Annotated in this window: 17 protein-coding genes; 12 read left to right on the top strand and 5 right to left on the bottom strand. The window is 70.7% G+C overall.

Features of this window, described 5'->3' with window-relative positions; genetic code table 11:
- The first annotated feature begins 5 nt into the window (after window positions 1-5).
- The 6 genes from HHX37_RS31690 to HHX37_RS31715 all read left to right on the top strand — a co-directional run bounded on the left by HHX37_RS31690 (window position 6) and on the right by HHX37_RS31715 (window position 6484).
- Complete coding sequence (locus HHX37_RS31690) at window positions 6-878, top strand: hypothetical protein (protein WP_259404077.1); 873 nt, start codon at window positions 6-8, stop codon at window positions 876-878.
- Window positions 872-2080, top strand: coding sequence for a S8 family serine peptidase (locus HHX37_RS31695; RefSeq protein WP_182887771.1), 1209 nt, complete (start codon window positions 872-874; stop codon window positions 2078-2080). Before HHX37_RS31690 ends, HHX37_RS31695 begins: the two co-directional genes overlap by 7 nt.
- 101 nt (window positions 2081-2181) lie before the next feature.
- On the top strand, window positions 2182-2550 hold the full coding sequence (locus HHX37_RS31700) for a hypothetical protein (RefSeq protein ID WP_182887772.1): 369 nt from the start codon (window positions 2182-2184) through the stop codon (window positions 2548-2550).
- Window positions 2543-2854, top strand: coding sequence for an MGMT family protein (locus HHX37_RS31705; RefSeq protein WP_117409451.1), 312 nt, complete (start codon window positions 2543-2545; stop codon window positions 2852-2854). Before HHX37_RS31700 ends, HHX37_RS31705 begins: the two co-directional genes overlap by 8 nt.
- Window positions 2855-3017: 163 nt before the next feature.
- On the top strand, window positions 3018-5915 hold the full coding sequence (locus tag HHX37_RS31710; RefSeq protein WP_182887773.1) for a CDP-glycerol glycerophosphotransferase family protein: 2898 nt from the start codon (window positions 3018-3020) through the stop codon (window positions 5913-5915).
- The gene (locus HHX37_RS31715) at window positions 5912-6484 is read left to right on the top strand and encodes a signal peptidase II (RefSeq protein ID WP_220503308.1); all 573 of its coding nucleotides are present in this window, start codon (window positions 5912-5914) and stop codon (window positions 6482-6484) included. The genes HHX37_RS31710 and HHX37_RS31715 overlap by 4 nt, the downstream gene beginning before the upstream one ends.
- 313 nt (window positions 6485-6797) lie before the next feature.
- On the opposite strand, the gene HHX37_RS31720 is transcribed toward HHX37_RS31715, so the two are convergent.
- Genes HHX37_RS31720 through HHX37_RS31730 form a run of 3 tightly spaced genes read right to left on the bottom strand, consistent with a single transcriptional unit; the run spans window position 6798 to window position 9672 of the window.
- Window positions 6798-7415 (bottom strand): restriction endonuclease subunit S, encoded by a 618-nt coding sequence (locus HHX37_RS31720; protein WP_182887774.1) that lies wholly within the window; start codon window positions 7413-7415, stop codon window positions 6798-6800.
- The gene (locus tag HHX37_RS31725; RefSeq protein ID WP_182887775.1) at window positions 7409-9031 is read right to left on the bottom strand and encodes an N-6 DNA methylase; all 1623 of its coding nucleotides are present in this window, start codon (window positions 9029-9031) and stop codon (window positions 7409-7411) included. Before HHX37_RS31725 ends, HHX37_RS31720 begins: the two co-directional genes overlap by 7 nt.
- Entirely contained in the window at window positions 9028-9672 is a 645-nt protein-coding gene (locus tag HHX37_RS31730; RefSeq protein ID WP_182887776.1) for a hypothetical protein, read from the bottom strand. The genes HHX37_RS31725 and HHX37_RS31730 overlap by 4 nt, the downstream gene beginning before the upstream one ends.
- Before the next feature lie 343 nt (window positions 9673-10015).
- Between HHX37_RS31730 and HHX37_RS31735 the strand changes: the two genes are divergently transcribed.
- Together HHX37_RS31735 and HHX37_RS31740 are read left to right on the top strand one after the other, a co-directional pair.
- Entirely contained in the window at window positions 10016-13234 is a 3219-nt protein-coding gene (locus HHX37_RS31735) for an ATP-dependent helicase (RefSeq protein ID WP_117409448.1), read from the top strand.
- Complete coding sequence (locus tag HHX37_RS31740) at window positions 13228-16503, top strand: ATP-dependent helicase (protein WP_182887777.1); 3276 nt, start codon at window positions 13228-13230, stop codon at window positions 16501-16503. Before HHX37_RS31735 ends, HHX37_RS31740 begins: the two co-directional genes overlap by 7 nt.
- Before the next feature lie 60 nt (window positions 16504-16563).
- On the opposite strand, the gene HHX37_RS31745 is transcribed toward HHX37_RS31740, so the two are convergent.
- A complete protein-coding gene (locus tag HHX37_RS31745; protein ID WP_182883424.1) occupies window positions 16564-17196 on the bottom strand; it encodes a TetR/AcrR family transcriptional regulator in 633 nt (210 codons plus the stop codon).
- Between the two features lie 45 nt (window positions 17197-17241).
- On the opposite strand from HHX37_RS31745, the gene HHX37_RS31750 reads away from it, so the two are divergent.
- Both HHX37_RS31750 and HHX37_RS31755 read left to right on the top strand, forming a co-directional pair.
- Window positions 17242-18093 (top strand): ABC transporter ATP-binding protein, encoded by an 852-nt coding sequence (locus HHX37_RS31750; protein WP_182887778.1) that lies wholly within the window; start codon window positions 17242-17244, stop codon window positions 18091-18093.
- Window positions 18080-18841 carry an ABC transporter permease gene (locus tag HHX37_RS31755; protein ID WP_182887779.1) on the top strand — a complete coding sequence of 254 codons (762 nt, stop codon included), beginning with the start codon at window positions 18080-18082 and terminating at the stop codon, window positions 18839-18841. Before HHX37_RS31750 ends, HHX37_RS31755 begins: the two co-directional genes overlap by 14 nt.
- Before the next feature lie 34 nt (window positions 18842-18875).
- Here the strand turns inward: HHX37_RS31755 and HHX37_RS31760 are convergent, their stop codons facing one another.
- Window positions 18876-19568, bottom strand: a complete 693-nt coding sequence (locus HHX37_RS31760) for a Uma2 family endonuclease (RefSeq protein WP_182887780.1) — start codon at window positions 19566-19568, stop codon at window positions 18876-18878.
- Between the two features lie 1319 nt (window positions 19569-20887).
- Between HHX37_RS31760 and HHX37_RS31765 the strand changes: the two genes are divergently transcribed.
- Together HHX37_RS31765 and HHX37_RS31770 are read left to right on the top strand one after the other, a co-directional pair.
- Complete coding sequence (locus HHX37_RS31765; protein ID WP_220503309.1) at window positions 20888-23047, top strand: hypothetical protein; 2160 nt, start codon at window positions 20888-20890, stop codon at window positions 23045-23047.
- Window positions 23048-23195: 148 nt separating this feature from the next.
- Complete coding sequence (locus HHX37_RS31770) at window positions 23196-24578, top strand: multicopper oxidase domain-containing protein (protein WP_182883419.1); 1383 nt, start codon at window positions 23196-23198, stop codon at window positions 24576-24578.
- Window positions 24579-24632: the final 54 nt, after the last annotated feature.

Below are 24632 nucleotides of genomic sequence, written 5' to 3' on the forward strand. Positions count from 1 at the left end.
GGAGTATGCCGCCCGAGCAGTCCCACAGCCCCAAGAGGGCGCGGATCCCGCAGACGGCCCGGCTGCCGCGCCGGGCGCGGGCGCGGCCCTGGACGGCGTCGCGGGGACGCGCCGCCGCGGCGCTGGCGGCCAGGGAGCGGGCGGAACTGGCGCGTGGGGTGCGGTTCCGGTCGGCCTATCTCACGATCATGGGTGTCGTCCTCGCCGTGGCCGCGGTCAACGTGCTCCTCGGGGCGTTCGGGCTCTTCCGCGAGACCCGGTCGAGGCCGCTCACCGACGCCGAGCGCGCCCGCTACGTCGCGCAGGACGTGGCCCGCCGATGGCAGGCCTGGCCCGCGGGGATGGTCTTCCCCGAGGAACTTCCCTACACCGGGCTCGGCCGGACCCAGCAGTACGCGCGCAGGGTCGGCATCGCGCCCGAGGCGGCGTGCGGGTCGGTGGTCGACGCCACGGTGGCGCCGGTGCTGAGCGAGCACGGCTGCGTGACCCTGCTGCGCGCCACGTACGTCGACCAGACGGCCACCTTCGCCGTCACCGTGGGCGTCGCCGTCATGCCGAGCGAGGAGGCGCGCGCCGACGCGGCGGCCGACCTGCCCGTGGACGACCGGGTGGGGGTGCGGCCGGTGGCCTTCCCCGGCACGGTCACCGACTCGTTCGGCGCGGCCCAGCGGCAGCGCACCGGCTGGGTCGGCGCGGGACCGTACATCGTCTTCCTCACAGTGGGGTACACAGACGGAAGGACACGCGCGTCCGTCCCCCTGGAGGAACAGGTGAACAGCGAGATGTGGCCCCTGGCCCAGACCGTGGCCGGGCGCATCGCGCGTGCCCTCGGCGAGCCCCCGGACGTCCCCCGCTGCACCCAGGGGAACGCGTGCTGAGGGCCGTCTCGCTCCGCGCGGGGCTGGCGGCCCTCCTGCTCGGGACCGGCCCGGCCGTCTCCGCGGCGGCCCTGCCGGACGAGATCCCCGCCGCCGCACGGGTCGCGGCGCCGGGCGGCGGGGAGGAGCGGTGGGCGCTCGACGTCGTCGACGCCGCCGAAGCCTGGAAGGTGACCAAGGGCGCCGGGGTGGTCGTGGCCCTCCTCGGCGAGGGCCAGCCCGACACCGGCCTGCCCGAACTGGCCGGCCGGGTCGAGCGCGGACCGGACATGACGGGCACCGTGATCGGCGACGAGACGCAGCGGCCGGGCGACGACGCGACCGGGCTGGCATCGGTGATCGCGGGGAGCGGAAGCGGGGGCGGGTTCTCCGGGGTCGCGCCGGAGGCGCGGGTGCTGTCCCTTCCCGTCACGGTCGACCGGCCGGAGCGCGACTACGTCGATCCCGAGGAACGGCCGGAGGAGACGCGGGACAGCCCGCTCGCCCGCGGCATCCGGTACGCCACCGCCCAGGGAGCCAAGGTCATCTGCCTGCCCGTCCCGGCGTACGGCGTCGACCGCGTGGAGCGCGACGCCATCTCCTTCGCGCTGGCCAGAGGCGTCGTGCTCGTGGCCGCGGCGGGCGACGCGGGCCAGTCGGCGTACACGCGCCAGAACGGCACCTCCTTCTGGGCGTTCCCGGCGGGATATCCCGGAGTGGTGGGCGTGGGCGCCGTCGACCGGCGGGGCGGCAAGACCTCCGGCAGCAGCGACAACCTCTCGGTCCTGGTCGCCGCGCCCGGAGAGCGGGTGCCGGTCGCGCTTCCCGGCGGACGCAGGGGCACGGCGTCGGGAACGGGAGTGGCCAGCGCGATTGTCGCCGGCACCATCGCGCTAATTAAGGCGAAATATCCGGATTTGCCGCCGGAATTGGTATCACGGGCACTGACCGCGACGTCGCGTCCCCATCCACCCGCCGGTTATGACGACAAAGTCGGATTCGGGGTTGTGGACGCGGCGGCGGCCCTCGCGAAAGCCGGGGAACTGGTCGGATACGGCCACGCGTCGGCGGTGCAGGACGACGCGCACTTCGGCAAGGGCCCGGTCTCACGGGCGCCCGCGCGCCCAGGGCCGGATCCCGTTAGGCTCTGGGTCTACGGCATCGCCGTCGTTCTCGGGATCGGCGGTTTCTGCGCGGCCGCCCTCGCGCTCAGCCGCCGGTGATCACATGTTGGCCGCCGTTCGGCCGCATTTCGGGCGCGGTCTTCCCGTTGTTCGCGTTTCCGGTCACAAAGCCGGGTCAATTTTCGCTAAGGTCGCGGCTCATGGGGTACGAGCTGCGCGTAGAGCGTGATGCACCGCTCGCCTACGCAGAACTCGCGAACGTCACGGCGCAGGCCGGATTCGAGCTGCGGGGGTCGCACGAGGCGGGCGAGGTCCTGGCGCGCCACGGCGACTCCGAGCACCGGATCGCGACCTGGTCCGGGCGGCTCGTGGGCCAGCCGGGGTCGGACTGGCAGGTCGCCCAGCTCGCCCGGCTCACCGATCTCATGGGAGCCCGGCTCGTGGGCGAGGACGGCGAGGCGTACGGCATCAGGAACGGCGTCGTCGAGCAGATCAACGGGGCGGCGACCTACGAGTTCGGCAAGCTCGAAGAGATCATCGCGGCCGGGCCCACCGACTGGGGTGTCTGAGGCCGGCCGCGAGCCCCCGCCGTACGCGGAGCGGGTGCTCGACGTGGTGGAGCGGATCCCGCCCGGCAAGGTCATGTCGTACGGAGACGTCGCCGAGTATCTCGGCGAGGGCGGTCCCCGGCAGGTCGGCCGGGTGATGTCCCTGTGGGGCGGCGCCGTGCCGTGGTGGCGGGTCATCCGCGCCGACGGGACGCCGGCGGCCGGCCTGGAGGCCGAATGCCTGGCGAGATGGCGGGCCGAGGGCACCCCGACCCGGGGCGCGCGGGCCGACATGCGCACGGCCCGCTGGGACGGCCGCGAGTGACGCCCCGGATCCGGCCCGGCCCCTGACGGGTCACCCTTCGCCGTCGGCGCGTCACGCGCCGGATCACACGAAATTCACAGGCTGCGCGGAGTCAGGTCTGGCAGTGTCCTGACAGCATTACCATTTTCTGAACACAGGTCTGGCGAAGGGCGGTGCCTCCCTTATGACACCCGCACCCACGAGCGACGCCGTCGCTGAACGATTGCGGGCTGTCCAGGAGCTTTACGACCGGGGCGAGCCCATCGACGCGTTGGTCGCGCTCGTGCGCGCGGAGGGCCTGAGCCCCGCGCAGCGCAGAGAGCTCGACCGTGAGGCGATCGTCGGCCCCCTGGGCCTGCGCCTCGACGCCGCGGCCAAGCGCGGGGCGGCCCGCCGCCGCCAGGCCGTCGACGTGCTCCGGCCGTACCTGGCGCAGGTCGATCCGAAGGTCAAGCGGGAGCTGCCGGTCGGGCGCCGGGTCGCCTGCCACCTCATCGAGACCCAGGATCCGGGCGCGCTCGCCGAGGGCGACGCGCTGGTCAAGCTGGCCGCCGCCGCGGCCGAGCCGTCCCGCCGGGTCCGCCGGGGCCTGCGGTGGTACGCCGACCTGCCGGTGGAGGTCGGCGACCCCTCGCTGCTGCGCCTGCGGGCGGCCGACCTCGTGCCGGTGACGCAGATCGACGACATCACCTGGGCGGGCAACCGGCTGCGGATCACCGGGCACGCCTACATCGCGGGCCTGTCGGTCCGCGGCCGGCGCTTCAACCACGCCACGGTCGTGCTGCGCGGCCCCCGCTGGCTGCCCCGGGTCACGCTGCGGACCCGGCGGATCTACCGCCCGGAGGCCACCCACGCCGCCCGCGAGCCCGGGTGCAACTACGACTGGGCGGGCTTCACCGCCGAACTGCACCCGTTCTCGCTGCGCTGGCGGGCGGGGGTGCGGGCCCTGGTGCGCGGCGCCAAGCGGCTGCTGCGCCGCCGCCACACCGTCCAGGACACCACCACCTGGCGGGCCGAGATCGTCATCTGGAGCCGCGCCGCCCGGTCCAGGGGCGTGCTGCGCGGCCCCGTGATCGGCCGCACCGAGCGGCCGGCCGGCCTACGGGTGCGCCCGCGCTGGTGGGTGCGCCCGGTGTGGACCTCCGACAAGGCGCTGCAGGTGGTCTACCAGCCCACCCGCGCGGAGCTCACCGGCGTCCGGCTGAACGGCGACAGCGTCGAGCTCACCGGCTTCCTGCCGGGCCGGCCGGTCGCCAGGGGCAAGGCCCGCGTCGGCGGGCACCGGATGTCGGCCGACTTCACCCCGGCCGAGGGCGGCAGCCGCTTCTCGCTCTCGCTCGCGGTCAACACCCTGCTCAGCGCCGAGTCCCGGCGGCTGTGGGTCGAGCCGAAGGGCGACCCGGCGGCGGCGGTGATGCTGGAGGGCGCGGAGGAGACGCGGCTGCTCGTGGGCGACCGCGAGATCACCGTGCAGGGCGACCGGCGCGACCGGGTCGTCATCTCCGGCCACAAGATCCTGCCCGTGATCACCTCCGCCGTGTGGCAGGACGAGTCGATCACGCTGAGCGGGCGCTACCCCGACCCGGACGACGGCCCGCGCGACCTCGTGCTGCGGCACCGGGGCGGGCTCACCATCCGCGTCCCGCTGGAGCGCGACGGCGAGCGGTTCACCGTACGGCTGTCGCCCGGCGCGATGCCGCGCTTCGGCACGGCCGTGCCGCTGGCCGAGGGCACCTGGAACATCTCGGTGGCCCCGCCCGGCAAGTACGGCCCCGCCATGGTGCCCACCCGGTTCGACCACGCGGCGCTCGACGGGCTGGACGAGGGGCCCCGGACGATCGGCGGCCGGGTCTACCGGTTCGTCGCCACCCGGTTCGACGTGCCGGTGCTGGTCACGGCCGAGGACCGGCCGGGCGACGAGCGGAGCGCGGCGGGCGTCTGGGCGCTCAGCCGCACGTTCTACCCCGCCGAGCGGGCCCGGCCGGTGCGTGACGCCACGGTCTACGTCTCCTTCGACGGCCGCGCCTACTCCGACAACCCGCGGGCCATCTACGAGGAGCGGCTGCGCCGCGGCGACGAGAGCGAGCACATCTGGGTCGTCCGGGACGGCGCGTTCGTCCCGCCGGGCTCGCGCGAGCTGGGGCTCGGCGACGGCGTGACGCCCACCGTCGTGCGCGAGGGCAGCCGCGAGCACTACGAGGCGCTGGCCCGGGCGCGGTACGTCGTCTCCAACGGCTTCCTGCCGCAGTGGTTCCGCGCCCGTGACGAGCAGGTGTGCGTGCAGACCTGGCACGGTACGCCGATCAAGCACATCGGCCGCGACCAGGCCCACATGAAGCGGGAGCCCCGGCCCCCGGTCTGGCACCGCCAGGCCGTCGAGGTGCGCGGATGGGACCTGCTGCTGTCGCAGAGCCCCTGGGCGTCGTCGGTGCTCCGCAAGGCGTTCGGCTACGAGGGCGAGATTCTTGAGTCGGGCTACCCGCGCAACGACGTGCTGCTCGCCGGTGACCGCGACGTCATCGCGGCCGAGATCCGGCGCCGCATCGGCGTCCCCGAGGGCAAGCGGGTCGTCCTGTACGCGCCGACCTTCCGGGACTGGGACCGCAGGAACGCGGCGGTCAAGCTCGACCTGGCCGACGCGAGGCAGGCCCTGGGCGACGACCACGTCGTGCTGGTGCGCGGACACATGATGCAGGCCTTCCCGCACGTGCACGCGCACGGCGGGTTCGCGATCGACGTCACGACCTACCCCGACACCGCCGACCTGATGTTGATCGCCGATGTGCTGGTGACCGACTACTCGTCGGTGGTGTTCGACTTCGTGGCGACCGGGCGGCCGGTCGTGCTGTTCACGCCGGACCTGGCCAAGTATCGCTCGTCCCGCGGGCTGTACCTCGACCTGGAGTCGCAGCGGCCGGGGCCGCGCCTGGAGACCTCCGCCGAGGTGGTGGAGACGCTCCGCCACATCGACACGGTCACCGCGAAGCTGCACGACCGCTACGCCGCCTTCGTCCGCACCTACGCCCCCCACGACAACGGCAAGGCCGCCGCCCGCGTCGTCGACCACGTCTTCACGTCTTGACCGGCACCGAGGACGTCGTGGACAGCGGGGAAGAGGTGCCGGACGGACGAGGTTCGCCGGGGACGGGACCACGAACGCGGCCGTACGGGCGGATGCTCGTGCTGGCCGCGGTGGTCCTCCTCGTGGACCAGGCCTCCAAGCTCTGGGCGACCTCCGCGCTCTCCGACGGTGCGGCCATCACGGTGATCCCGCGGCTGCTGCGCTTCCGGCTGCTGCTGAACCCCGGCGCCGCGTTCTCGATCGGCGAGGGGGCGACCTGGGTGTTCACCCTGGCCGCGGCCGGCGCGGTCGGCGGCATCCTCTACGTCGGGCGGCGGCTGCGTTCACCGGCCTGGACCCTGGTGCTGGGCGCGTTGCTGGGAGGCGCCACCTCCCATCTGCTCGACCGCCTCTTCCGTCCGCCCGCCTTCGCCCAGGGCCATGTCGTGGACTTCATCGACTACGGCGGCCTGTTCGTCGGCAACGTGGCGGACATCGCGCTGGTCGGAGGCTGCGCCCTCCTCCTGCTGCTCAACCTGCGCGACGTCCCCCTCGGAGACCCGGCCGACCAGGCCCATCCATCCTCATAAGCGGACCACCCCACTCACCTTACCGATTGTCCGTGGCTACTTGATAACGCTAAGTAACATCGGGCGTATGGCGTTCATGAAGCAGGACGACATCCAGCGCCTGTGCCAGGAGCTCAACGACGCGGGCTATACGGCCGAGATCACCTATGGCCGGGTCGTCGTGAGTCCGAAGGTCAGCCGGGAGCAGTCGAACAACGCTCGCGGGTCGCATAGGCCCAGCAGGGCTCAGAAGGCTTCGTCCGGTGCACCATCTAGTGGACGCATGCGCATGACGAGCTTCTTCTGCCTGTACGAGATCGTTATGGTGGCGACTCTACTGTCCGGGCACGGAGGTTACGCCGGGCATGAGCAACGGGAGGACAGCGTCGCGAAGCTGCGCAGTGGTCCGCCGAATCCGTTCGTGTACCCGAATCTTCTCGTTGAGGGCGTCAAGCACTTGGCCTATCGATCGCTGGGTTTCAAGTGGCGGCAGCGCGACTGGCATGGTAGCCAGGGTGTTCATACTGAGGCTCGGTATGGCAGTGCCTGCAGCGTTCCGCTCCATCCAGTCTTGGACACCCGGGTGGCTCATGTAGTGATTCAGATAGGAGGGGTCGACAGCGTCGCCGGGGCGTAGCCTGATGATCCCGTTGCCGAAAATCCACCCGTCCTGCTCACCGCTCACCATGGCGTGGCGGCCGATTCCGCCTACCCGCACGCAAACAACATCTCCCACCGCCAGTCGATAACGCGACAGGCTGGCGGCGGCTACCTCGCTGATACCATCCGGCTCTTCCGTCAGCCAGCCATCGGCGACGTTGCGCGGCTTGAGCAAGGGCACGGTCCCTTTGGCGGTGACAGAGACACCCGCTCCGGCCCTCAGTTCGCAGACCTCCTTCAACGGGGCTTGCCTCCAGCCAGACGGAAGCTCTCCAACGAGCGACATCACCATTTCAGCTTGCCCAGCAATTCGGTCACACGAGCATCGGCTGCCAGTGCCTCACTGTGAAGATGATCCAGTTCCTGCCGTAGGGCGGTAACCGTTTGGTTGCCGCCTGTTGCACCACCTGTTGGTCGCACCAGGTATCGGCGGGGGTTGAGGTTGTAGTTCTGAAGGCGCACCTCCTCGGGTTGGACGATCTTAGCCAGGGCGTCGTGGCCTTCAGTCCCTCGGCCATGTCGCCATCCTTCAACGATCTGCGCGAGAATTTGATGCTCCTCATCGGCAAGGACTCTACGGGTACGGGTCGTCATCCGTCCCATGCCCGTTGCATCGATGAGGATGATTTCCTGGGGTCGTCGGAGGGGATGCCTGAGGAGCCAGATCGTCACGCCGATCGCTGTGGTGTGGAAAAGGTTGGGCGGCAATGACACCAAACCTTCGAGGCAGCCGTCCTCCACAAGGCCGGCTCGTATCGCACGCTCGCGTGGGTTCTCAGAAAAGGCGGCACCGTTAGGCATCACCACGGTCGCGCGGCCTTCAGGGGCCAACAGGTCGATTGCGCGTTGCAACCAGGCGAAGTTCGCGTTATGCCGAGGCGGTGGCCCATACCGCCAAAACTCAGAATCCGGGTTGTCCACACACCAGTCGCGTACGTTGAAGGGGGGGTTTGAGATGACATAACGAAAACGGTGAGCAGGACCCGGGGCACATAGCGACTCGACCGGGCGGCTGTCGAGCCGTGCGTCCACTCCGTGCAGGTCCAAATTCATGCGTGCCAACGGTAGGGACTCGGGGTCCAATGCGTTACCGTCGACATGTGCAGACGACGCGCCGCTCCTTTCACGGACACGGGAGGCGGTGGCGGCCAGCAGCTCGCCAGCTCTACATGCGGGGTCGTAGACGTCAAGGGGCGCCTCTGGTGCCATGAGGTCGACAAGAGCGCGGGTGACTGAGGCGGGAGTAAAGAACTCGGTGGCCTTGTTTCCCTGCGCCTCGGTAAGGCGGGCCAGGATCATCTGGAAGGTGTCGACCGCCCCGAGCTTCTGCACCCACTGATCGACCGCTCTTGCAATCTCTGCTAGTACACGATCTCCCCGCTCGCCTGCAGGGAGTTCTCGCCACATCGGTGGTCCACCGAGGTCCGCCAAGGTGTGAAGTGCCCTTACCGCCCATCGTGATGCGTCCATCTGCCTGCGCTCTACCGCGGCCCAACCTTCCTCGTCGCGAGCGCGGGCATAGACCAGGGCGAGGACGAGCAGGTTGAACCGCTCGGGGGCTAGATTGCTCCGCAGCCCGTCGAATGCCACCCACAGGCGGTCCTCCGCCTCCCGGGGCGGAGTGTTCACCGTGTGAGAGGGCGTCGGCGGGCGCTCCTGACACTCCCGGAAACGTGCGCCGTAGGTCAGGCCAGGGGCTTCCCCTTCCCTGAGTGCATTCCTCGGGATGACCCGGCCGTCCAGCCACGTCATGATGGCCTGCGTGTCGAAGAACTCATCTCCCTCGATCAGTATTGGGCGAGGGAAGTCCTGATGGCGGCGTTCCCAGTTGCTGACGGCCGCACGACCCACGCCGGCGAGGCGAGCGATGTCAGAGCGGGAAATGTGATCTTCCGGCGTCGGCGTCATCGTCGACCTCCTCCCGGCCGCCGCTTGAGCACGTCTGGCACCCGGTCGAAGTCGCATAACCAGCTCGTGACCGCAGGCTCCATGTAGCTGAGCAGGCGATAGATCTTTCGGTGGTCGGCCGCGAGGTCGCGGTGATGAATCGGTTCATGGTGCATGATCCTGTTGCGGAACAACACCATGGACAGCAGGGCGTCGTGCAGCGACTTCCTGCGCCCGTGATAGTGCGGAAAGGCCCTGTGGAGCGCAGGCACCCACAAGTGCCGGTCGTAGGTGCGGTTCAGCAGCGACACCCAGAAGCCGAAGCCCAACTCCGCCACCACATCGTCAGGTGTCGGGCTGGGGACGCCCTTACGGTCGAGATCGGCATAAGCCTTGTCGACCCTGCTGGCGTCATGCTTCGTCAGGGGGGCCACGTTCCACCAGTCCGGTCGGCCATACCTGGTCCTCAGGAGACGATGTTCGGTGTTCCGCAGGGCGATCTCAATACAGTGCAGAGGACCATAGAAGGCCTCAGAGACCTCCACGTTCCAGCGGTACAGCTCCCAGGCTCCCTCGACGTCTCTGTTCGTGGCGTCGAGGTACGCGCCGAAGCGTGGAACCGATAACACTCGCGCGACCCAGTCGGGCAGCTTGAATTCCATGACGTACCCCTTGAGCATCGGCTGGTAAGGGGCGGAGCCGTGGGGTAAAGTGGTCGCGTACGCCCCGGGTCCGCCTCTGCTCTGCATGCCGCCCGGGGCACGGCTTTTTGGAATGCCGGTTCCCCGGAGACCTCTGCCCGTCATCGCGACGCTGCCTCCGGGAGGTCCCTGCTGCGATCATCAATCTACTCGCGTGATCGGTCGTGTGCAACGTGTATGGCAGTACAAAAAATGTGAACAGCACCCGTTTGGCTGTGTAGGACTGACGCCCTGAAGTAGTGCGAACAGCTGTACTGGGCATTCGGGCACGATCTGCCGCAGGGATCTGGTGGAATGCTGTGTTGTGAGTGGTCAGAACTACCGGCTGGTGCGGCGTGGAGGCGTGGGACGGCGCGCGGCTCCCGTGCTGGACGAGCACCAGAGGGCCGTCGTCGAGCACGAGAGCGGGCCGCTGCTCGTGCTCGCCGGGCCGGGCACCGGAAAGACCACAACGATAGTGGAGACCGTCGTCGACCGGGTCGAACGGCGGGGCGTGGATCCCGAACGGGTGCTGGTGCTCACGTTCAGCCGCAAGGCCGCCGGGGAGCTGCGTGAGCGGATCACCGCGCGGATGCGCCGGACCACCAGGACCCCGCTGGCCCTCACCTTCCACAGCTACGCGTACGCGCTGCTGCGGCGGGAGGCGGTGCTGGCCGGTGAGCCGCCGCCGCGCCTGCTCACCGGCCCAGAGCAGTTGCTGGAGGTCCGGCGGCTGCTGCACGGCGAGCTGGAGGACGGCGCCCGGCACTGGCCGGCGGACATGCGGGAGCTGCTCAAGACCCGGGGGTTCGCCGAGGAGCTGCGCGACTTCCTGTCCCGGGCGGCCGAGCGCGGCCTGTACGGCGACGCGCTGGTGCGGCTGGGCCGCGAGCACGGCAGGCCCGACTGGGAGGCCGCCGGGCTGTTCTCCTTCCGCTACCAGGACCGGTTCGACCTCGATCCCGTGCCGGCGCTGGACTACTCGGAGCTGATCCGGGAGGCGGCCGGCCTGCTGACCGACGGGGAGGTGCGGCGGCGCGAACGGGCGGCCTACGACGTGGTGCTCGTGGACGAGTACCAGGACACCGACCCGGCGCAGGAGTTCCTGCTCAGGCAGCTCGCCGGGGACGGCCGCGACCTCATCGCCGTGGGCGACCCCGACCAGTCCATCTACGGCTTCCGCGGCGCCGACGTGCAGGGCATCCTGCGGTTCCCCGAGCGGTTCCCGGCCCGGGACGGCCGCGACGCGCCGGTGGTCGCGCTGCGCGTGTGCCGCCGCAGCGGCCCGGCCCTGCTGGAGGCCTCCCGCCGCGTGGCCTCCCGCCTGCCCGCCGTACCGGGTCATGACAACAGGGCCGGCGGCCACCGTGACCTGATCCCCGTCGGGGACGCGGACCCGGGCGAGGTCAGGGTCCTGCTGGCCGACAGCGTCAGCCAGGAGGCCGCGGTGGTGGCCGACACGCTCCGCCGGGCCCACCTGCTCGACGGGGTGCCGTGGTCGCGCATGGCGGTGCTGGTGCGCAGCGCCATGCGGCAGGTGCCGCTGCTGCGGCGGGCGCTGGTGTCGGCGGGGGTCCCGGTCGTGGTCGCGGGCGACGAGCTGCCGCTCGTGCAGGAGCCCGGCGTACGGCCGCTGATCACGCTGCTGCGGGTCGCCGTCTCGCCGTCCGCGCTCGACGTGGCGACCGCCGAGGAGCTGCTGACCGGTCCGCTCGGCGGCACCGACATGATCGGCGTACGCCGCCTGCGCCGGGCCCTGCGGATCGCCGAGCACGAGGCGGTCGCCGCGGAGGCCGCCAAGGAGGAGGCGGGCCAGCCGGCGCTGCCCTTCACCTCGCGTTCGTCGGACGAGCTGCTGGTCGCGGCGCTGCGCGACGCCCGGGAGCTGACCGGGGTCGAGCCGCACGTCGCGGCCCCCGCGGAACGCCTCGCCCGGCTCCTCACGACGGCCCGGGACGCAGTACGGCACGGCCGGGGCGCCGAGGAGGCCCTGTGGGAGATCTGGCAGGCCAGCGGGCTCGCGGAGCGCTGGAGCGAGGCCAGCCTCGCGGGCGGGGCGCGGGGCGCCCAGGCCGACCGGGACCTCGACGCCGTCGTCGCCCTGTTCGACCACGTCGCCCGCTTCGCCGACCGGCTGCCCAAGGCCGGCGTCGCGGTCTTCCTCGACGACCTGACGTCCCAGGAGATCGCCGGTGACTCGCTGGCCGAGTCGGCCCCCGAAGGCGACGCCGTACGGATCCTGACCGCGCACCGGTCCAAGGGCCTGGAGTGGGACGTGGTGGTGGTCGCGGGCGTGCAGGAGGGCCTGTGGCCCGACCTGCGGCTGCGCGGCTCGCTCCTCGGCACCGAGGCGCTGGTGGAGTTCGCGGGCGGGTCGGCGCTCGACACCACCCAGGCCGCGGCGGCGGCGCTGGCGTCGAAGCTGCTCGCCGAGGAACGGCGGCTGTTCTACGTGGCGGCGACCCGGGCCCGCCGGAGGCTCGTCGTCACCGCCGTCGGCGGCGAGGACACCGACGAGCGGCCCTCGCGCTTCCTCACCGAACTGCTGCCCCACGGCGTGGAGGCGGCCACCGTGGACGACCGGGCGCGGTGGCTCAGCATGTCGGCGCTGGTCGCGGACCTGCGCGCGGCCGTGTGCGACACGACCAAGGCGGAGGCGGTGCGCCGGGAGGCCGCCGCGCACCTCGCCCGGCTGGCCCAGGCCGGGGTGCCGGGGGCCAACCCCGGCGAGTGGTACGCCCTGACCCCGATCTCCGACGACCGGCCGCTCGGCTGGCCGGACGACATCGTGCAGATCTCGCCGTCGTCGGTGGAGAACTTCACCAAGTGCGGGCTGCGCTGGATGCTGGAGACGGCGGTCGGGGCGGGGTCGAGCAACGTCACCCAGAGCCTCGGCACGGTCGTCCACGCGATCGCCGCGATGGCCACCGAGGACGGGACCGACTACGTCAAGCGGCTCGACGACATCTGGGACCAGTTCGACTTCGGCGGGCTGTGGTTCAACCGCAAGCAGCGCCGCGTCGCCGAGCAGATGGTCGACCGCTTCGTCCGGTGGCAGAAGGACAAGCAGCGTGACCTGGTCGCGGTCGAGGAGGCCTTCACCGTACGGGTGCCGGGTCACGACATCCAGATCACCGGCCGGGTGGACCGGGTGGAGCGGGACGGCGCCGGCCGGGCCGTGATCATCGACATCAAGACCGGCAGCGGCAGGCCCAAGGACACCGAGATCGACCGGCATCCGCAGCTCGGGGTCTACCAGCTCGCCACGACGCTCGGGGCGTTCGAGCGGCACGGCCTCACCCAGCCGGGCGGCGCGTCGCTGCTGCACCTGGGCAAGGCGGCGGGCCAGGGCGCGGACGCGCGGGAGCAGGCGCAGCGGGCGCTCGCCGACGACCACGCTCCCGGGTGGGCGGACGACCTGGTGAAGACGGTGGCGACCGGCATGTCCGCCAACGTGTTCGTCGCCACGGTCAACGACGGCTGCCGCAACTGCGCCGCCAGGATCGCCTGCCCGGTGAACGACAACGGGGGACAGGTGTGCTGACGCCGGGTGAGCTGGCCGGCCGGCTCGGGATCCTCCCGCCCACGCCCGAGCAGGCCGCCGTCATCGAGGCGCCGCTGGAGCCGATGGTGGTCGTGGCGGGCGCGGGCTCGGGCAAGAGCGAGACGATGGCGGGGCGGGTGGTCTGGCTCGTCGCCAACGGCTACGCGCGCCCCGAGCAGATCCTCGGCCTCACCTTCACCCGCAAGGCCGCCGCCGAACTGGCCGAGCGGGTGCGCCGGCGGCTGGCCGGGCTCGCGGAGGCCGGGCTGGTCGAGCCCGAGATGCTCGACTCCGAGCCGACGGTCTCCACCTACCACGCGTACGCCGCGCGGCTGGTGACCGACCACGCGCTGCGCGAAGGGCAGGAGCCCACGATGCGGCTCGTCACGCCCGCCGTGGCCTGGCAGATGGCGGCGCGGGTGGTCGGCCAGTACGACGGGCCGATGGACCGGGTGGACCTGTCCCCGCCCAGCGTCACCGCCGCCGTCCTCGACCTGGCCGGGGAGCTGGCCGAGCACCTGCGCGATCCGGGGGAGGTGCGCGAGGTCGGCGACTGGCTGCGCGAGCGCCTGGCCTCGCTCACCGGGCGGATCACCAAGGACCAGCGCAGACCGGTCGACACCCAGGCCGTGCGCGAGCAGTTGCTGCCGATGGTCGAGGCGTACGGTCGGCTGAAGCGCGGCCGGGAGGTCATCGACTACGGCGACCAGATGGCGCTGGCGGCCCGGATCGCCTCCCGGCATCCGGAGGTCGGCGCGTCCGAGCGGTCGCGGTTCTCGGTCGTGCTGCTCGACGAGTACCAGGACACCAGCCACGCCCAGCTCGTGCTGCTGCGGTCCCTGTACGCGGGGGGCCACCCGGTCACCTCGGTCGGCGACCCCTGCCAGTCGATCTACGGCTGGCGCGGCGCGTCGGCGGGCAACCTGTCCCGCTTCCCGCAGGACTTCCCGGCGGCGTCGGGCGAACCGGCGCAGGTGCGGCGCCTGTCGGTCAGCTTCCGCAACGGCGAACACGTGCTGGATGTCGCGGCCCGGATCCAGGCGCCCCTGCGGCGGGAGGCCCGGGAGGTGCCGGTGCTGGTGCCGGGCGGCAACCGGGCCGGGCGCGGGCGGGTGGTGTGCGCCTTCCACGAGACGGCCGAGGACGAGGCGGAGTGGATCGCCGGTGGCCTGGCCGCGATGCTGCACGGCGAGGGCGCCCCGGACGGCCTGCCCTGGGGTGAGGGCGAGCGGGCCAGACGCGGACCGGCCCTGCAGCCGCAGGACGTCGCGATCCTCGCCCGCAAGAGGTCGCAGTTCCCGGCGCTGCGCCGGGCCCTGGAGGCGCGGGGCATCCCGGTCGAGGTCGTCGGGCTCGGCGGGCTGCTGACCGTGCCCGAGGTGGCCGACATCGTGGCGACGCTGCGGACGCTGTACGACCCGACCGCCGGGGACGCGCTGGTCCGGCTGCTCGCCGGGCCGCGCCGGCGGATCGGCCCGGCCGATCTCAAGGTGCTCGGCGACCTGGCCCGCGAGCTCAACCGCGAGATCAGGGCGGCCAGGGGAGGGCCGCGGCCGGAGGACCCGCTCGACCAGGTCGTCGCCGACCTCGCCGAGGAGCGCGGCAGCCTGGTCGACGCGCTCGACGAACTGCCCGACCGGCCCGACTGGCTCGCGCGGTTCTCCCCGCTCGCCCAGGAGCGGCTGCCCGCCGCCGCCCGCGAGCTGCGTCAGCTGCGCGCCCACGCGGGGCAGCCGCTGCCCGACCTCATCAGCGAGATCGAACGCCGCCTCGGGCTCGACGTCGAGGTGGCCGCCCGGGGCCGCGGCGGCGGCCCGCTGGCCGCCCGCGCCGACCTGGACGCCTTCCTCGACGCGGCGTCCCGGTTCGCCGGCGACTCGGAGGACCCGACGCTCGGCGCGTTCCTGGCGTACCTGAAGGCGGCCGAGAGCGAGGAGTTCGGCCTGGAGGCCGGGCGGGTCGGCGACAGCAACACCGTCAAGCTGATGACCGTCCACGCGTCCAAGGGCCTGGAGTGGCCGGTCGTGGTGGTGCCGGGGCTGTCGCAGCTCACCTCGCAGAAGGGCGGGCTGATCAAGGGCAGCGTGTTCCCGGCGACCCCGGTCACCAACTCCCGCTGGACGGAGAACCCGCGCAAGCTGCCGTACCCGCTGCGGGGGGACAGTTCGGACCTGCCCGAGCTGGCCGGGCTGGACCGGGAGGCGCTCGGCGCGTTCGACGAGCGCTGCCGCGACCGCGACCTGATGGAGGAACGGCGGCTGGCTTACGTCGCCGTCACCCGGGCGCACTACCTGCTCATCGCCTCCGGCTACCGCTGGGGGAGCTCGTCCCGCCCGCTGGAGCCGTCGGACTTCCTGCGGGAGATCCGCGAGGCGGGTGCGGGGGTCGCCCGCTGGGCGGAGGACGAGGACGCGCGGAGCCTGGAGAATCCTCTGCTGGCCGAGCCGTCGGCGGCCGAGTGGCCGTCCGTCACCGTCCACGACGCCATCCGCGACGGCGCCCGCCTCGTGGAGGAGGCGATGACCGGAGCCACGCCCGCGACGGCCTCGGCCGGCGACGGTCCCGCTCTGCTGCGGGACCGGGACCTGGAACGGATGCGGGCCTGGGCCCGAGACACCGACCTGCTGCTGCGCGAGCGCGAGACGAACCGCCAGAGAGCCGGCGCGGTGGTGGAGCTGCCGTCGCGGCTGTCGGTGTCGTCACTGGTGACGCTGGCCCAGGACCCGGCGGCGTTCGCCCGGCAGGTGCGGCGGCCGGTGCCGCGCAGGCCCGCCCCGCTGGCCCGGAGGGGCACCACCTTCCACCGGTGGCTGGAGTCGCGCTGGGGTCAGCAACGCCTGATCGACGACCTGGAGCTGCCGGGCGCCGCCGACGAGCTGTCGGAGAGCGACGTGCAGCTCGCCGAGCTGCAGGAGCGGTTCGAGGAGAGCGAGTGGGCCGTGCGGGAGCCGGTCGACCTGGAGGTCCCGTTCGAGACGATGATCGGCGATCGGCTGGTGCGCGGGCGGATGGACGCGGTCTTCCGCGAGCGCGACGGCTACGTGGTGGTCGACTGGAAGACCGGCGAACGGCCGCACGGCCGGGCCGCCGACACGGCGTCGGTGCAGCTCGCGGCGTACCGGGTGGCCTGGGCCGCACTGGCCGGGGTGCCCCTGGAGCAGGTCGGGGCGGCCTTCCACTACGTCCGCTCGAACGAGACCATCCGTCCCGTGGACCTCCTCGACGCGGACGGCCTCACCATCCTCATCCAGCGCGTTCCCGAGGAGTGACCGAGGGGAGCCGCCGGCCGTCGTCGGATTCAGGAGGCTTTCCCGCCGCAGGGGCTGCGGTCAGTCGCGCCCGCCCGCGACCGCCTTGATCAGACGCAGCAGGTCGTCCAGGTCGGCCTCGAACTCCGTGTCGAGGTCCCAGGGCAGGTCAAGCCACGGCGCGAGCCTGCCGTGGCCGGGAAGCTCGCCCTCCGGCAGCCGGCCGCGCCGGCCGCGCGGATCGAGGGAGCCGGTGCCGAAGCGGCCGGAGGCCTCGGAGGCGGCGAAACCGATCACGAAGGTGGAGATCAGGCGCTCCAGCCGGGGCACCTCGCGGTCCGGAACACCGGCCTCGACGAGCGCGGTGTAGATGAGGTCCACCACCCGCACGGCGTCCGGTGTGACGGCCGGCCGGGAGAACAGCAGTTGCGCCGCCCAGGGATGTCGCCGGGCCATCCCGCGGACGGCGTACCCGAGGGCGGCGAGTCGTTCGTGCCACGCCCGGCCCTTCCCCGCGTCCGGTGGCAGGAGCCCGGTGAGAAGCCGGCCGACCATGCCGTCCAGGAGTTCGGCCTTGTCGCTGACGTGCCGATACAGCGCCATCGGCGTCACTCCGACCCGCTCGGCCAGCGCGCGCATCGAAACCTTGCCGATGCCGTGCTCGTCGGCGATCGCCAGCGCCGCGTCCAGGATCTCTTCTCTCCGGCCACTCACACGTATACAGTGTAGACGTATACGCCGTAGACCAGAGGGGGCGGGATGCTCGTCGCGGAGGGGTTGGTGAAGCGCTACGGCCGGCGCAGCGCGCTCGACGGCTTCGACCTCGCGGTCGCGTCCGGCGAGATCGTCGGCCTGATCGGGCACAACGGAGCGGGCAAGACGACCTTTGTCGAAGTCGTCACCGGCCTCGTACGCCCCGATGCGGGCCGTGTACGCATAGCAGGTGGCTCCGGTCGTGCCCTACGTCGGCTGCTCGGCGTCGCCCCGCAGGAGTTCGCGCTCTACAACGGCGTCAGCGTGCGCGAGAACCTGCGGCTGTTCGCCGGACTGGCCGGGCTGCGCGGGCGGCGCCGGGACACGGAGATCACTCGCGTCCTGGACGAGCTTCACCTCGCCCCGATCGCGGATCGGCCCGTCGGCGTCCTGTCCGGCGGCCAGCGCCGCCGCGTCCAGGCGGCCACCGCCATGGTGGGCTCGCCACCGCTGCTGCTGCTGGACGAGCCGACCGCGGGCGCCGACCCGGAGACCCGCTCGGCCCTGCTGGCAGCGGTCAGAGCCCGCGCGGAGGCGGGGGCCGCGGTTCTCTACACCACGCACTACCTGCCGGAACTCGTGGATCTCGACGCGACCGTGGCGCTCGCCCGAGCCGGTCGGGTCGTCGCGCGCGGCACCCAGCGGGAGCTGACCCGAGGGCTGCCGGGCGAGCTCAGGGTGACCTTCGCCGATCCCGCCGAGCCCGAACTGCGTCTGCCGACCACCGATCCCGGCGCCGACCTCGCCGCGTTGCTCGCCTCGGGCCGCACGCCCACGTCCGTCGACGTACGCCGCCCCAGCCTGGACGACCTCTACCGCGCGCTGGAAGCCGGGAAGGCTCGTGATGTCGCCGCGTGAGTCCGTGTTCCGTACGGGTGTCCTGGTCCGTCACAACCTGCTGCTGATGCTCCGAGAGCCCGGCCCGCTGCTGAGCAGGATGATCCTGCCGCTCGCCTTCCTCACCCTGCTGCGCCCGCTCTACGTCGCCGCACAGGGACGGGCCGCGGGCACGGAACAGGCCGTCGTCGGCACCCTGGTCACCTTCTCGCTGCTCGCCCTCAGCATCTCCGGCAACTCGATTCTCACCGAACGGCTCGGCCGGACCTGGGACCGCATGCGCGGAACGGCCCTCCACCCGGCGGAGATGCTCGTCGGCAAGGCCGTGCCCGTCTTCGCCGCTCTACTCGCCCAGCAACTGCTCATCGTCGGATTCGGCGTGTGCGTCCTGGACGTGAGCGTTCCCCATCCGCTCCCGCTGCTGGGCGTCCTGCTCTGCTGGAGTTGCACCCTGCTCGGCATCGGCGCGCTGCTCGGCGTGCTCGTGCGGAGCATGGGCGAACTGTCGGCGGCCTACGACATCGGCGGCATGCTGCTCAGCAGCCTGGGCGGCGCGCTCGTCCCGCTCGGCGCCATGCCGGGGTGGATCGCCGCCGCGGCACCGGTCTCTCCCGGGTACTGGGCCGTCCAGGGCCTGCGCGCCGCCGTCACCGGTGACACGCACACCGTGGCGACGGCCTGCGGCCTGCTGCTCGTGGTGGCGTCGGCCTCCGGCGCACTGGCCGCTGTCCGTCTCCAGGGGCGCGGCGGACGCCTGGTCGCGCTGTGATCCGTCCGCCTCCAACCATCTCCGGGCAGGGTTCCTAGTCGAACAGCACGCTTGTCTCGATCTTGATCCCGAACGGTTCCGGCAGTTCCAGGACCTCGCCCTCCTCGGCCGTGACGATCTGCCGGTACGCCTGCCGGTGGTAGTCGAGGGGCTTCAGATCGGAGAGAGGATCGCTCATAAGCGTCACTCTGCGCGGAGACGTCACGGGGTCCACGATCAGATAGAGCGGTACGCCCGCTCGCGCGTAGTCGAGCGGCTTCTCCTGCCAGTCGGCCACTTGGGTGCCAGGCGAGCAGGCCTCCACGACCAGCAGGACGCTGTGCCCGTGTACGCGCATCGGATCGAGGCTCTCGACTTTGGGTGGTACGACGATCATGTCGGGCAGTCGATGGTCGAGTAGCGGTGGAATGTGCACCCCCCAGTGGTAGTGAAAGCGCCAGCGGTTAGCCAGCTTCAAGGGGAACAGAAGCTCGGTGAGCCGGTCGAGAACGTCGCCGTGCTGCATGGTTGCCGGCGGCGTCACGACGACCTGCCCGAGACGAATCTCCGCCCGATAACCGGCGTCGTTGAGTTGCATGAACAGTTGCTGCACCTCGTCCGGGAGCTCTTGGGGCTCTTCGGGCTTCCCGGTCTCCTGGGGCTCGTGCTCGTCGGGGACGGGACCGTCCTGCCTGTGCGGGACGGGGTGGTCGTGCCTGCCGCGACGGCTCGGCTTCGTGACGGCCATGTCGCCATCCTCTCCTACTCCTCCATGCCGATGGTACGGAACGCTCTTGTGTCGACACGGAAGGTAACCGATACGTGATGGCGTGCGTGCCTCAGGAGGCGGGCGAAGTGGAGGAAGCTTCACTCGGGGGAGGAAACCACTCCGGTGATCCGGTCATTGGTCGTGAATGTCATACCGGCAGTTGGGTGATCTTTTCTGAAAGGGATTGTCCTTTTTGTCGGTCATGATCGGCTATGAATGGCTTATGTCTGTTTTGCGGATGGTGTTCGTGATGGCCGGTGTCGTGGCGGCGGCCGGGTGCTCGGCGCCAGCAGCGGGTCATCGACCGCGATCGTGCCCGGCTCGACGTCATCAGGTCGCTCAACGAGGCCCGCCTCGCCAACTCCGCGAAGGTTCTCGGCCCTCAGCGCAGGTAGTGGCGTAAGCGAACGCAGGGAAGCGACGACCACGCACGGGACACTCCAGATAAGGGGGACGGCTGCAGCGTTTTCAGTATGGGATGAGGTGATCAACCGGGACAGGTACATTCCTGAGGCCGCGAGGACAGGAAATGGGCAGCACGGCGGGGCCGGCACCGGGAGCTCCGGAAAGACGGAGCGCGTGCCGCACCTGTGACGGGCACGTCGAGGTCGACCCGCAGCAGCACGTCCGCGGGGCCGCGCAGGCGCCGCAGTTCGGCCGGACTCTCGACGTGCCACCGGTGTGCTGAGGGGTGCTCACCGGCCCATCGCCTCTTTCACCCATAAGACCACTGAGCGCTTGAGAACATTCGCTCGTTTTTCCAGCTCAGCGCGGTCCTTCTCCCACGCGGCCTTTGGCGTCTCATGAGTTGTGAAGGGTGCCGGTGTGTGTCACGCCGTGCGTCCCGTCGCCGGCAGTGGAGTAATCGGTGGACCCTGGCCGTCGGGTCACCTGACGCCGCTTGTTTCGGGGTTGTTGCGTCTGTTGTATTCGTCCATCAGCCGCCTGAGCGGCGCAAATCCCGCTCTGGTCGGTTCGACCTGAGCTTGGCACTGAACCAACCCCATTCACGGACCCCGCCGCGCCACGTTGAGGCGTTCGTAACCGTGTTGCGCGTGAGCGCCCGTTCACAGCGAGTTAACTGCGCCTAGCCGCGCGTGAAACATCCGGCTGGCGTCATCAATTCCACCCCACTTCAGGAGGAGTGCATGCATTCTCCCCCACGCGGCATTCTCGCCGCCCGACGCCGGGCCAATCGACGACGACTGGCTTGGCTGCTGACCCCCATCCTTGCTCTCGTAACAATTGGGGTCAGTCCTTCCTCATCCCAGGCGCTTCCGATCGGTGTAGGAACGCCGGTGCAATTCACGCTAACCGACAATCAGGGTGCGTGGTTCGACACCGGTGCGACGCTGTTCGGCACGCGGTCGCTCGGCGTCGCCGTGACGCCGAGGACCAAGCTGGCGTCGCTGCCGCTGAACACCGACACGCTGCTCAACGGCGATCTCGGCGGTGGCCTGCTCAACCTGCCGCTGCTCAACGGCGACGCACCGCTGATCGGCCAGCTCGGTGTGAACGTCAACAGCCTGCTCAACCTCGACCAGCTCAACTCGGCGGTCGACGCGGCGGGCGGCGCGCTCGGATTCCTGAACCCGACGATCCAGCGTGCCAAGACGCAGATCAACCAGCTCAGCCAGCAGCTGTCGACGGTGCCGGACAGCAGCGCCACCCCGCTCGGCAGCCTGCCCGTGGGACTCGACCTGATGCGCACGCTCAAGGAGGTCGCCGCGCTGGCGCCCTCGGACCTGAGCCTCGCGCCGAAGGCGAAGTTCGCGGTGGCGGCACCGGCGGCCGCCTCGGCCCACTCGGTGACCAGCCTGATCTGGCCGGTCGGCGCGCAGCCGATCGACCAGAACAGTGCGTTCATCGGCAACGTCGAGGCCAACCTGACCGAACCGGGCCTGTACGCGTGGGCCTGCAAGATCCACCCGTACATGCTCGGCGCTGTGGTCGTGGACGACCCGCTCACGCCCGGCCTGGACTTCGGCAAGAAGCTCAACGTCAACGTCAAGGGCGGCATCGTCGTGCCCAGCTCGGCCGACGTGGTGCAGCAGCTCGTGCAGAAGTTCTTCCGGATCACCACGCCCGACAACTGGCAGGTCTTCAGCAACACGCAGACCAAGAACTGGAACCCCTACTACCCGCCCGCGCCGATCCTGGAGTACGACGCGAACGAGCAGCCGGTGATCATCCCGAGCCTCGACGCGTACTACAACAGCAAGTTCAACGAGGGCGTCACGCTGCCCGCGCTGACCCAGCGGCCGAGCACGCCCGGCGTCGGTGAGCTCTGGGTCGACACCCAGATGGAGCAGTACGCCGGCAAGGTCAAGTCCGGCGCGGCGACCAAGGTCGACGTGCAGAACTGGACCGTAGACCGGAAGGTGGCGCTGCCACAGATCAACCTCAACAACCCGCACAATATGTGGTCGGACCGCAACGGAAAGTACATCTATCAGACGGAATGGTTCTCCGACCGCCTGACCGTGTTCGACCGGACCACGGGCAAGCTCGTGCGAACTATCCAGGTCGGCCCGGACCCATCCCATGTGATGACCCGGACCGATACCGACCAGCTCCACGTCGCCATCAACGCCGGCAACGCGGTGGTCGAACTGAGTCCGGGTGCCACGCAGATCGACAGACGCATCCTGGTGCAGGGTCCCGGCCAGACACCGGCCCACCCGCACGCGCACTGGATGAGCGCCGACGGGCACACCATGGTCACGCCGAACGTCAACCACAACAACTCGACGATCGTCGACGTGCCGTCGGGCTCGATCCAGGAGGTGCAGACCGAGCAGCTGCCCATCGCGACCGGCATGATGCCGGACTCCTCGAAGTACTACGTGGCCAACTTCCTCGGCCAGAGCGTCTCCTGCATCTCGCTGGACGGGCCGGCGTGCCACTCCGACAGCGGCACGAACGTCGGCTACAAGGCCATCAACCTGTGGGCGAACTACGACATGGTGACCGGGGCGACGACCGGGGGCTTCGGCGGCCTGCCGATCCAGATCCCGGTCAGCCCTGACGGCAACGTGGCGTTCGTGGCGAACACGCTCACGAGCAACATCGCCGTCATCGACACCAAGACCGACAAGGTCATCAAGTACCTGCCGTGCGACTCCGGCTGTCACGGCATCAACTTCGGTGCCAAGCGCGGCGGCGGCTACTACGCCTACGTGTCGAGCAAGTTCGCCAACACCCTCGCCGTGATCGACCCCGACCCCAACGGCGACGGCAGCCCCGCCGACTCCACAATCGTCGGCAAGATGGTTCTCGACTCGGCCGCGGGCACCAGCGTGGACGACGTCGTGACCGGCTACAACGGCATGGGCGGGCAGGGCGTCTTCCCCTACCCGATCGTCTACAACGGCTGGGTGCAGAACGCCACGCCGGAGATGGCGGACAAGCTCACGTGTGCCCAGCTCAACCCCATCAACCAGGGGGTCTGCGAGTAACTGCGGGCCCGCACTAGCGGGGGAGGGACCGTAAAGCGGACGGTCCCTCCCCCTGACCAGGGCCCCCGATCGCGCACCACCCACGCCGGTCCATTCGGCCGCCGACACGTGGGCGCGTGCATTCCACAGTAGACGAGGAAGTACACCCATGTCTGATACGACCGCGCCGGAGCCCTTCGCGGCCCTCCGGCGTGCCCTCTCCGACGCCTCGCCACCGGTACGGCGGCTGATGCTGATCGGCGTGATCGCGCTCTCGATCCTGGTCCCCGGCGCGGCACTGTTCGCGCCGAAGGCCGCGGGCGCGACGAACCACACGATCGCGATCAAGAACTTCGCGTTCACGCCGGACGTGCTCTCGGTGGCACCCGGCGACACGGTCACGTTCGTCAACCAGGAGACAGACGGTACCGTCCACGCCATCCGCGGCGACTTCACGTCCCCGGACCTGCCGCCCGGGGCGAGCTTCATGGTCACCGTCGCCACCGCCGGCTCGTACAACTACTACTGCAGTTTCCACCCGTACATGACCGGCATCATCAACGCCGGAACGGCACCGCCGTCGCCGTCGCCGTCCCGGTCACCGAGCGCAAGCCCGTCGCCGTCCCGCTCACCGAGCGTGAGCCCGTCGCCGAGCGGCAGCCCGGGCACGAGCCCGAGCCCGAGCGTCACTCCGACGACGACGCCGCCGCCCGGCTCCGCGCCCTGCGACAACCCGGCCCTCGGCGCCGATCAGGGCGATGGCACCCGGCTGGCCGCCTACAACCTGGTCGGCACCGTCAAGGTGTTCAAGCTGTGCATGTCGCAGACCGACTGGGAGGTCTCGCCCGGGGTGGTGAAGCAGGCGTACACGTTCAACGGCATAGTGCCCGGCCCCACCATCAAGGTCAACGAGGGCGACCAGGTGCGGGTCATCGTGCAGAACGACCTGCCGGAGCACACGGCGGTGCACTGGCACGGCATGCAACTGCCGAACGCGCAGGACGGCGTGCCGGACATCACGCAGCCGCACATCATGCCCGGCAACACCTACACGTACGAGTGGACCGCCAAGTCGACCGGCACGCACTGGTACCACTCGCACATGGGTGGCGGCCAGGTCGGCCGGGGCCTCTACGGCGCGCTCCTGGTGACCCCGACGCTGGGCGACATCGCCGCCGACAAGCACTACACCATCGAGATCGGCGACGGTTCCAACGGGTTCACCTTCAACGGCAAGTCGTACCCGGCGACCGTGCCGCTGACGGCGGCGGTCAACCAGAAGGTCCACGTCCGGCTGATCGGCACGGGCCCCGAGATGATCCACCCGATGCACCTGCACGGGGTGCCGTTCCAGGTCGTGGCCCAAGACGGCAACAAGCTCGCCTCACCGTACACCGTGGACACGCTCAACGTCGGCGTCGGACAGACGTACGACATCGTGTTCCAGCCCAAAGAGCCCGGGAAGTGGTTGCTGCACTGCCACATCTTCTCCCACTCCGAGGGACCCAACGGCATGATCGGCCTCGTGACGATCATCAATGTAACGCCGTAATCGCCGGCTGAACCCGCCTCCGAACCCGTGCCGGTCAGCCGTGAGCGCACCTGA

Source organism: Microbispora sp. H10885 (genome assembly GCF_014161415.1).
GTDB classification, from domain to species: Bacteria; Actinomycetota; Actinomycetes; order Streptosporangiales; family Streptosporangiaceae; genus Microbispora; species Microbispora triticiradicis.

Coding starts and splice junctions, on each gene's coding strand:
- HHX37_RS31690 (WP_259404077.1), top strand. CDS start 6: ATGCCGCCCGAGCAGTCCCACAGCCCCAAGAGGGCGCGGATCCCGCAG.
- HHX37_RS31700 (WP_182887772.1), top strand. CDS start 2,182: ATGGGGTACGAGCTGCGCGTAGAGCGTGATGCACCGCTCGCCTACGCA.
- HHX37_RS31710 (WP_182887773.1), top strand. CDS start 3,018: ATGACACCCGCACCCACGAGCGACGCCGTCGCTGAACGATTGCGGGCT.
- HHX37_RS31720 (WP_182887774.1), bottom strand. CDS start 7,415: ATGGTGATGTCGCTCGTTGGAGAGCTTCCGTCTGGCTGGAGGCAAGCC.
- HHX37_RS31725 (WP_182887775.1), bottom strand. CDS start 9,031: ATGACGCCGACGCCGGAAGATCACATTTCCCGCTCTGACATCGCTCGC.
- HHX37_RS31730 (WP_182887776.1), bottom strand. CDS start 9,672: ATGGAATTCAAGCTGCCCGACTGGGTCGCGCGAGTGTTATCGGTTCCA.
- HHX37_RS31750 (WP_182887778.1), top strand. CDS start 17,242: ATGCTCGTCGCGGAGGGGTTGGTGAAGCGCTACGGCCGGCGCAGCGCG.
- HHX37_RS31755 (WP_182887779.1), top strand. CDS start 18,080: ATGTCGCCGCGTGAGTCCGTGTTCCGTACGGGTGTCCTGGTCCGTCAC.
- HHX37_RS31760 (WP_182887780.1), bottom strand. CDS start 19,568: ATGGCCGTCACGAAGCCGAGCCGTCGCGGCAGGCACGACCACCCCGTC.
- HHX37_RS31770 (WP_182883419.1), top strand. CDS start 23,196: ATGTCTGATACGACCGCGCCGGAGCCCTTCGCGGCCCTCCGGCGTGCC.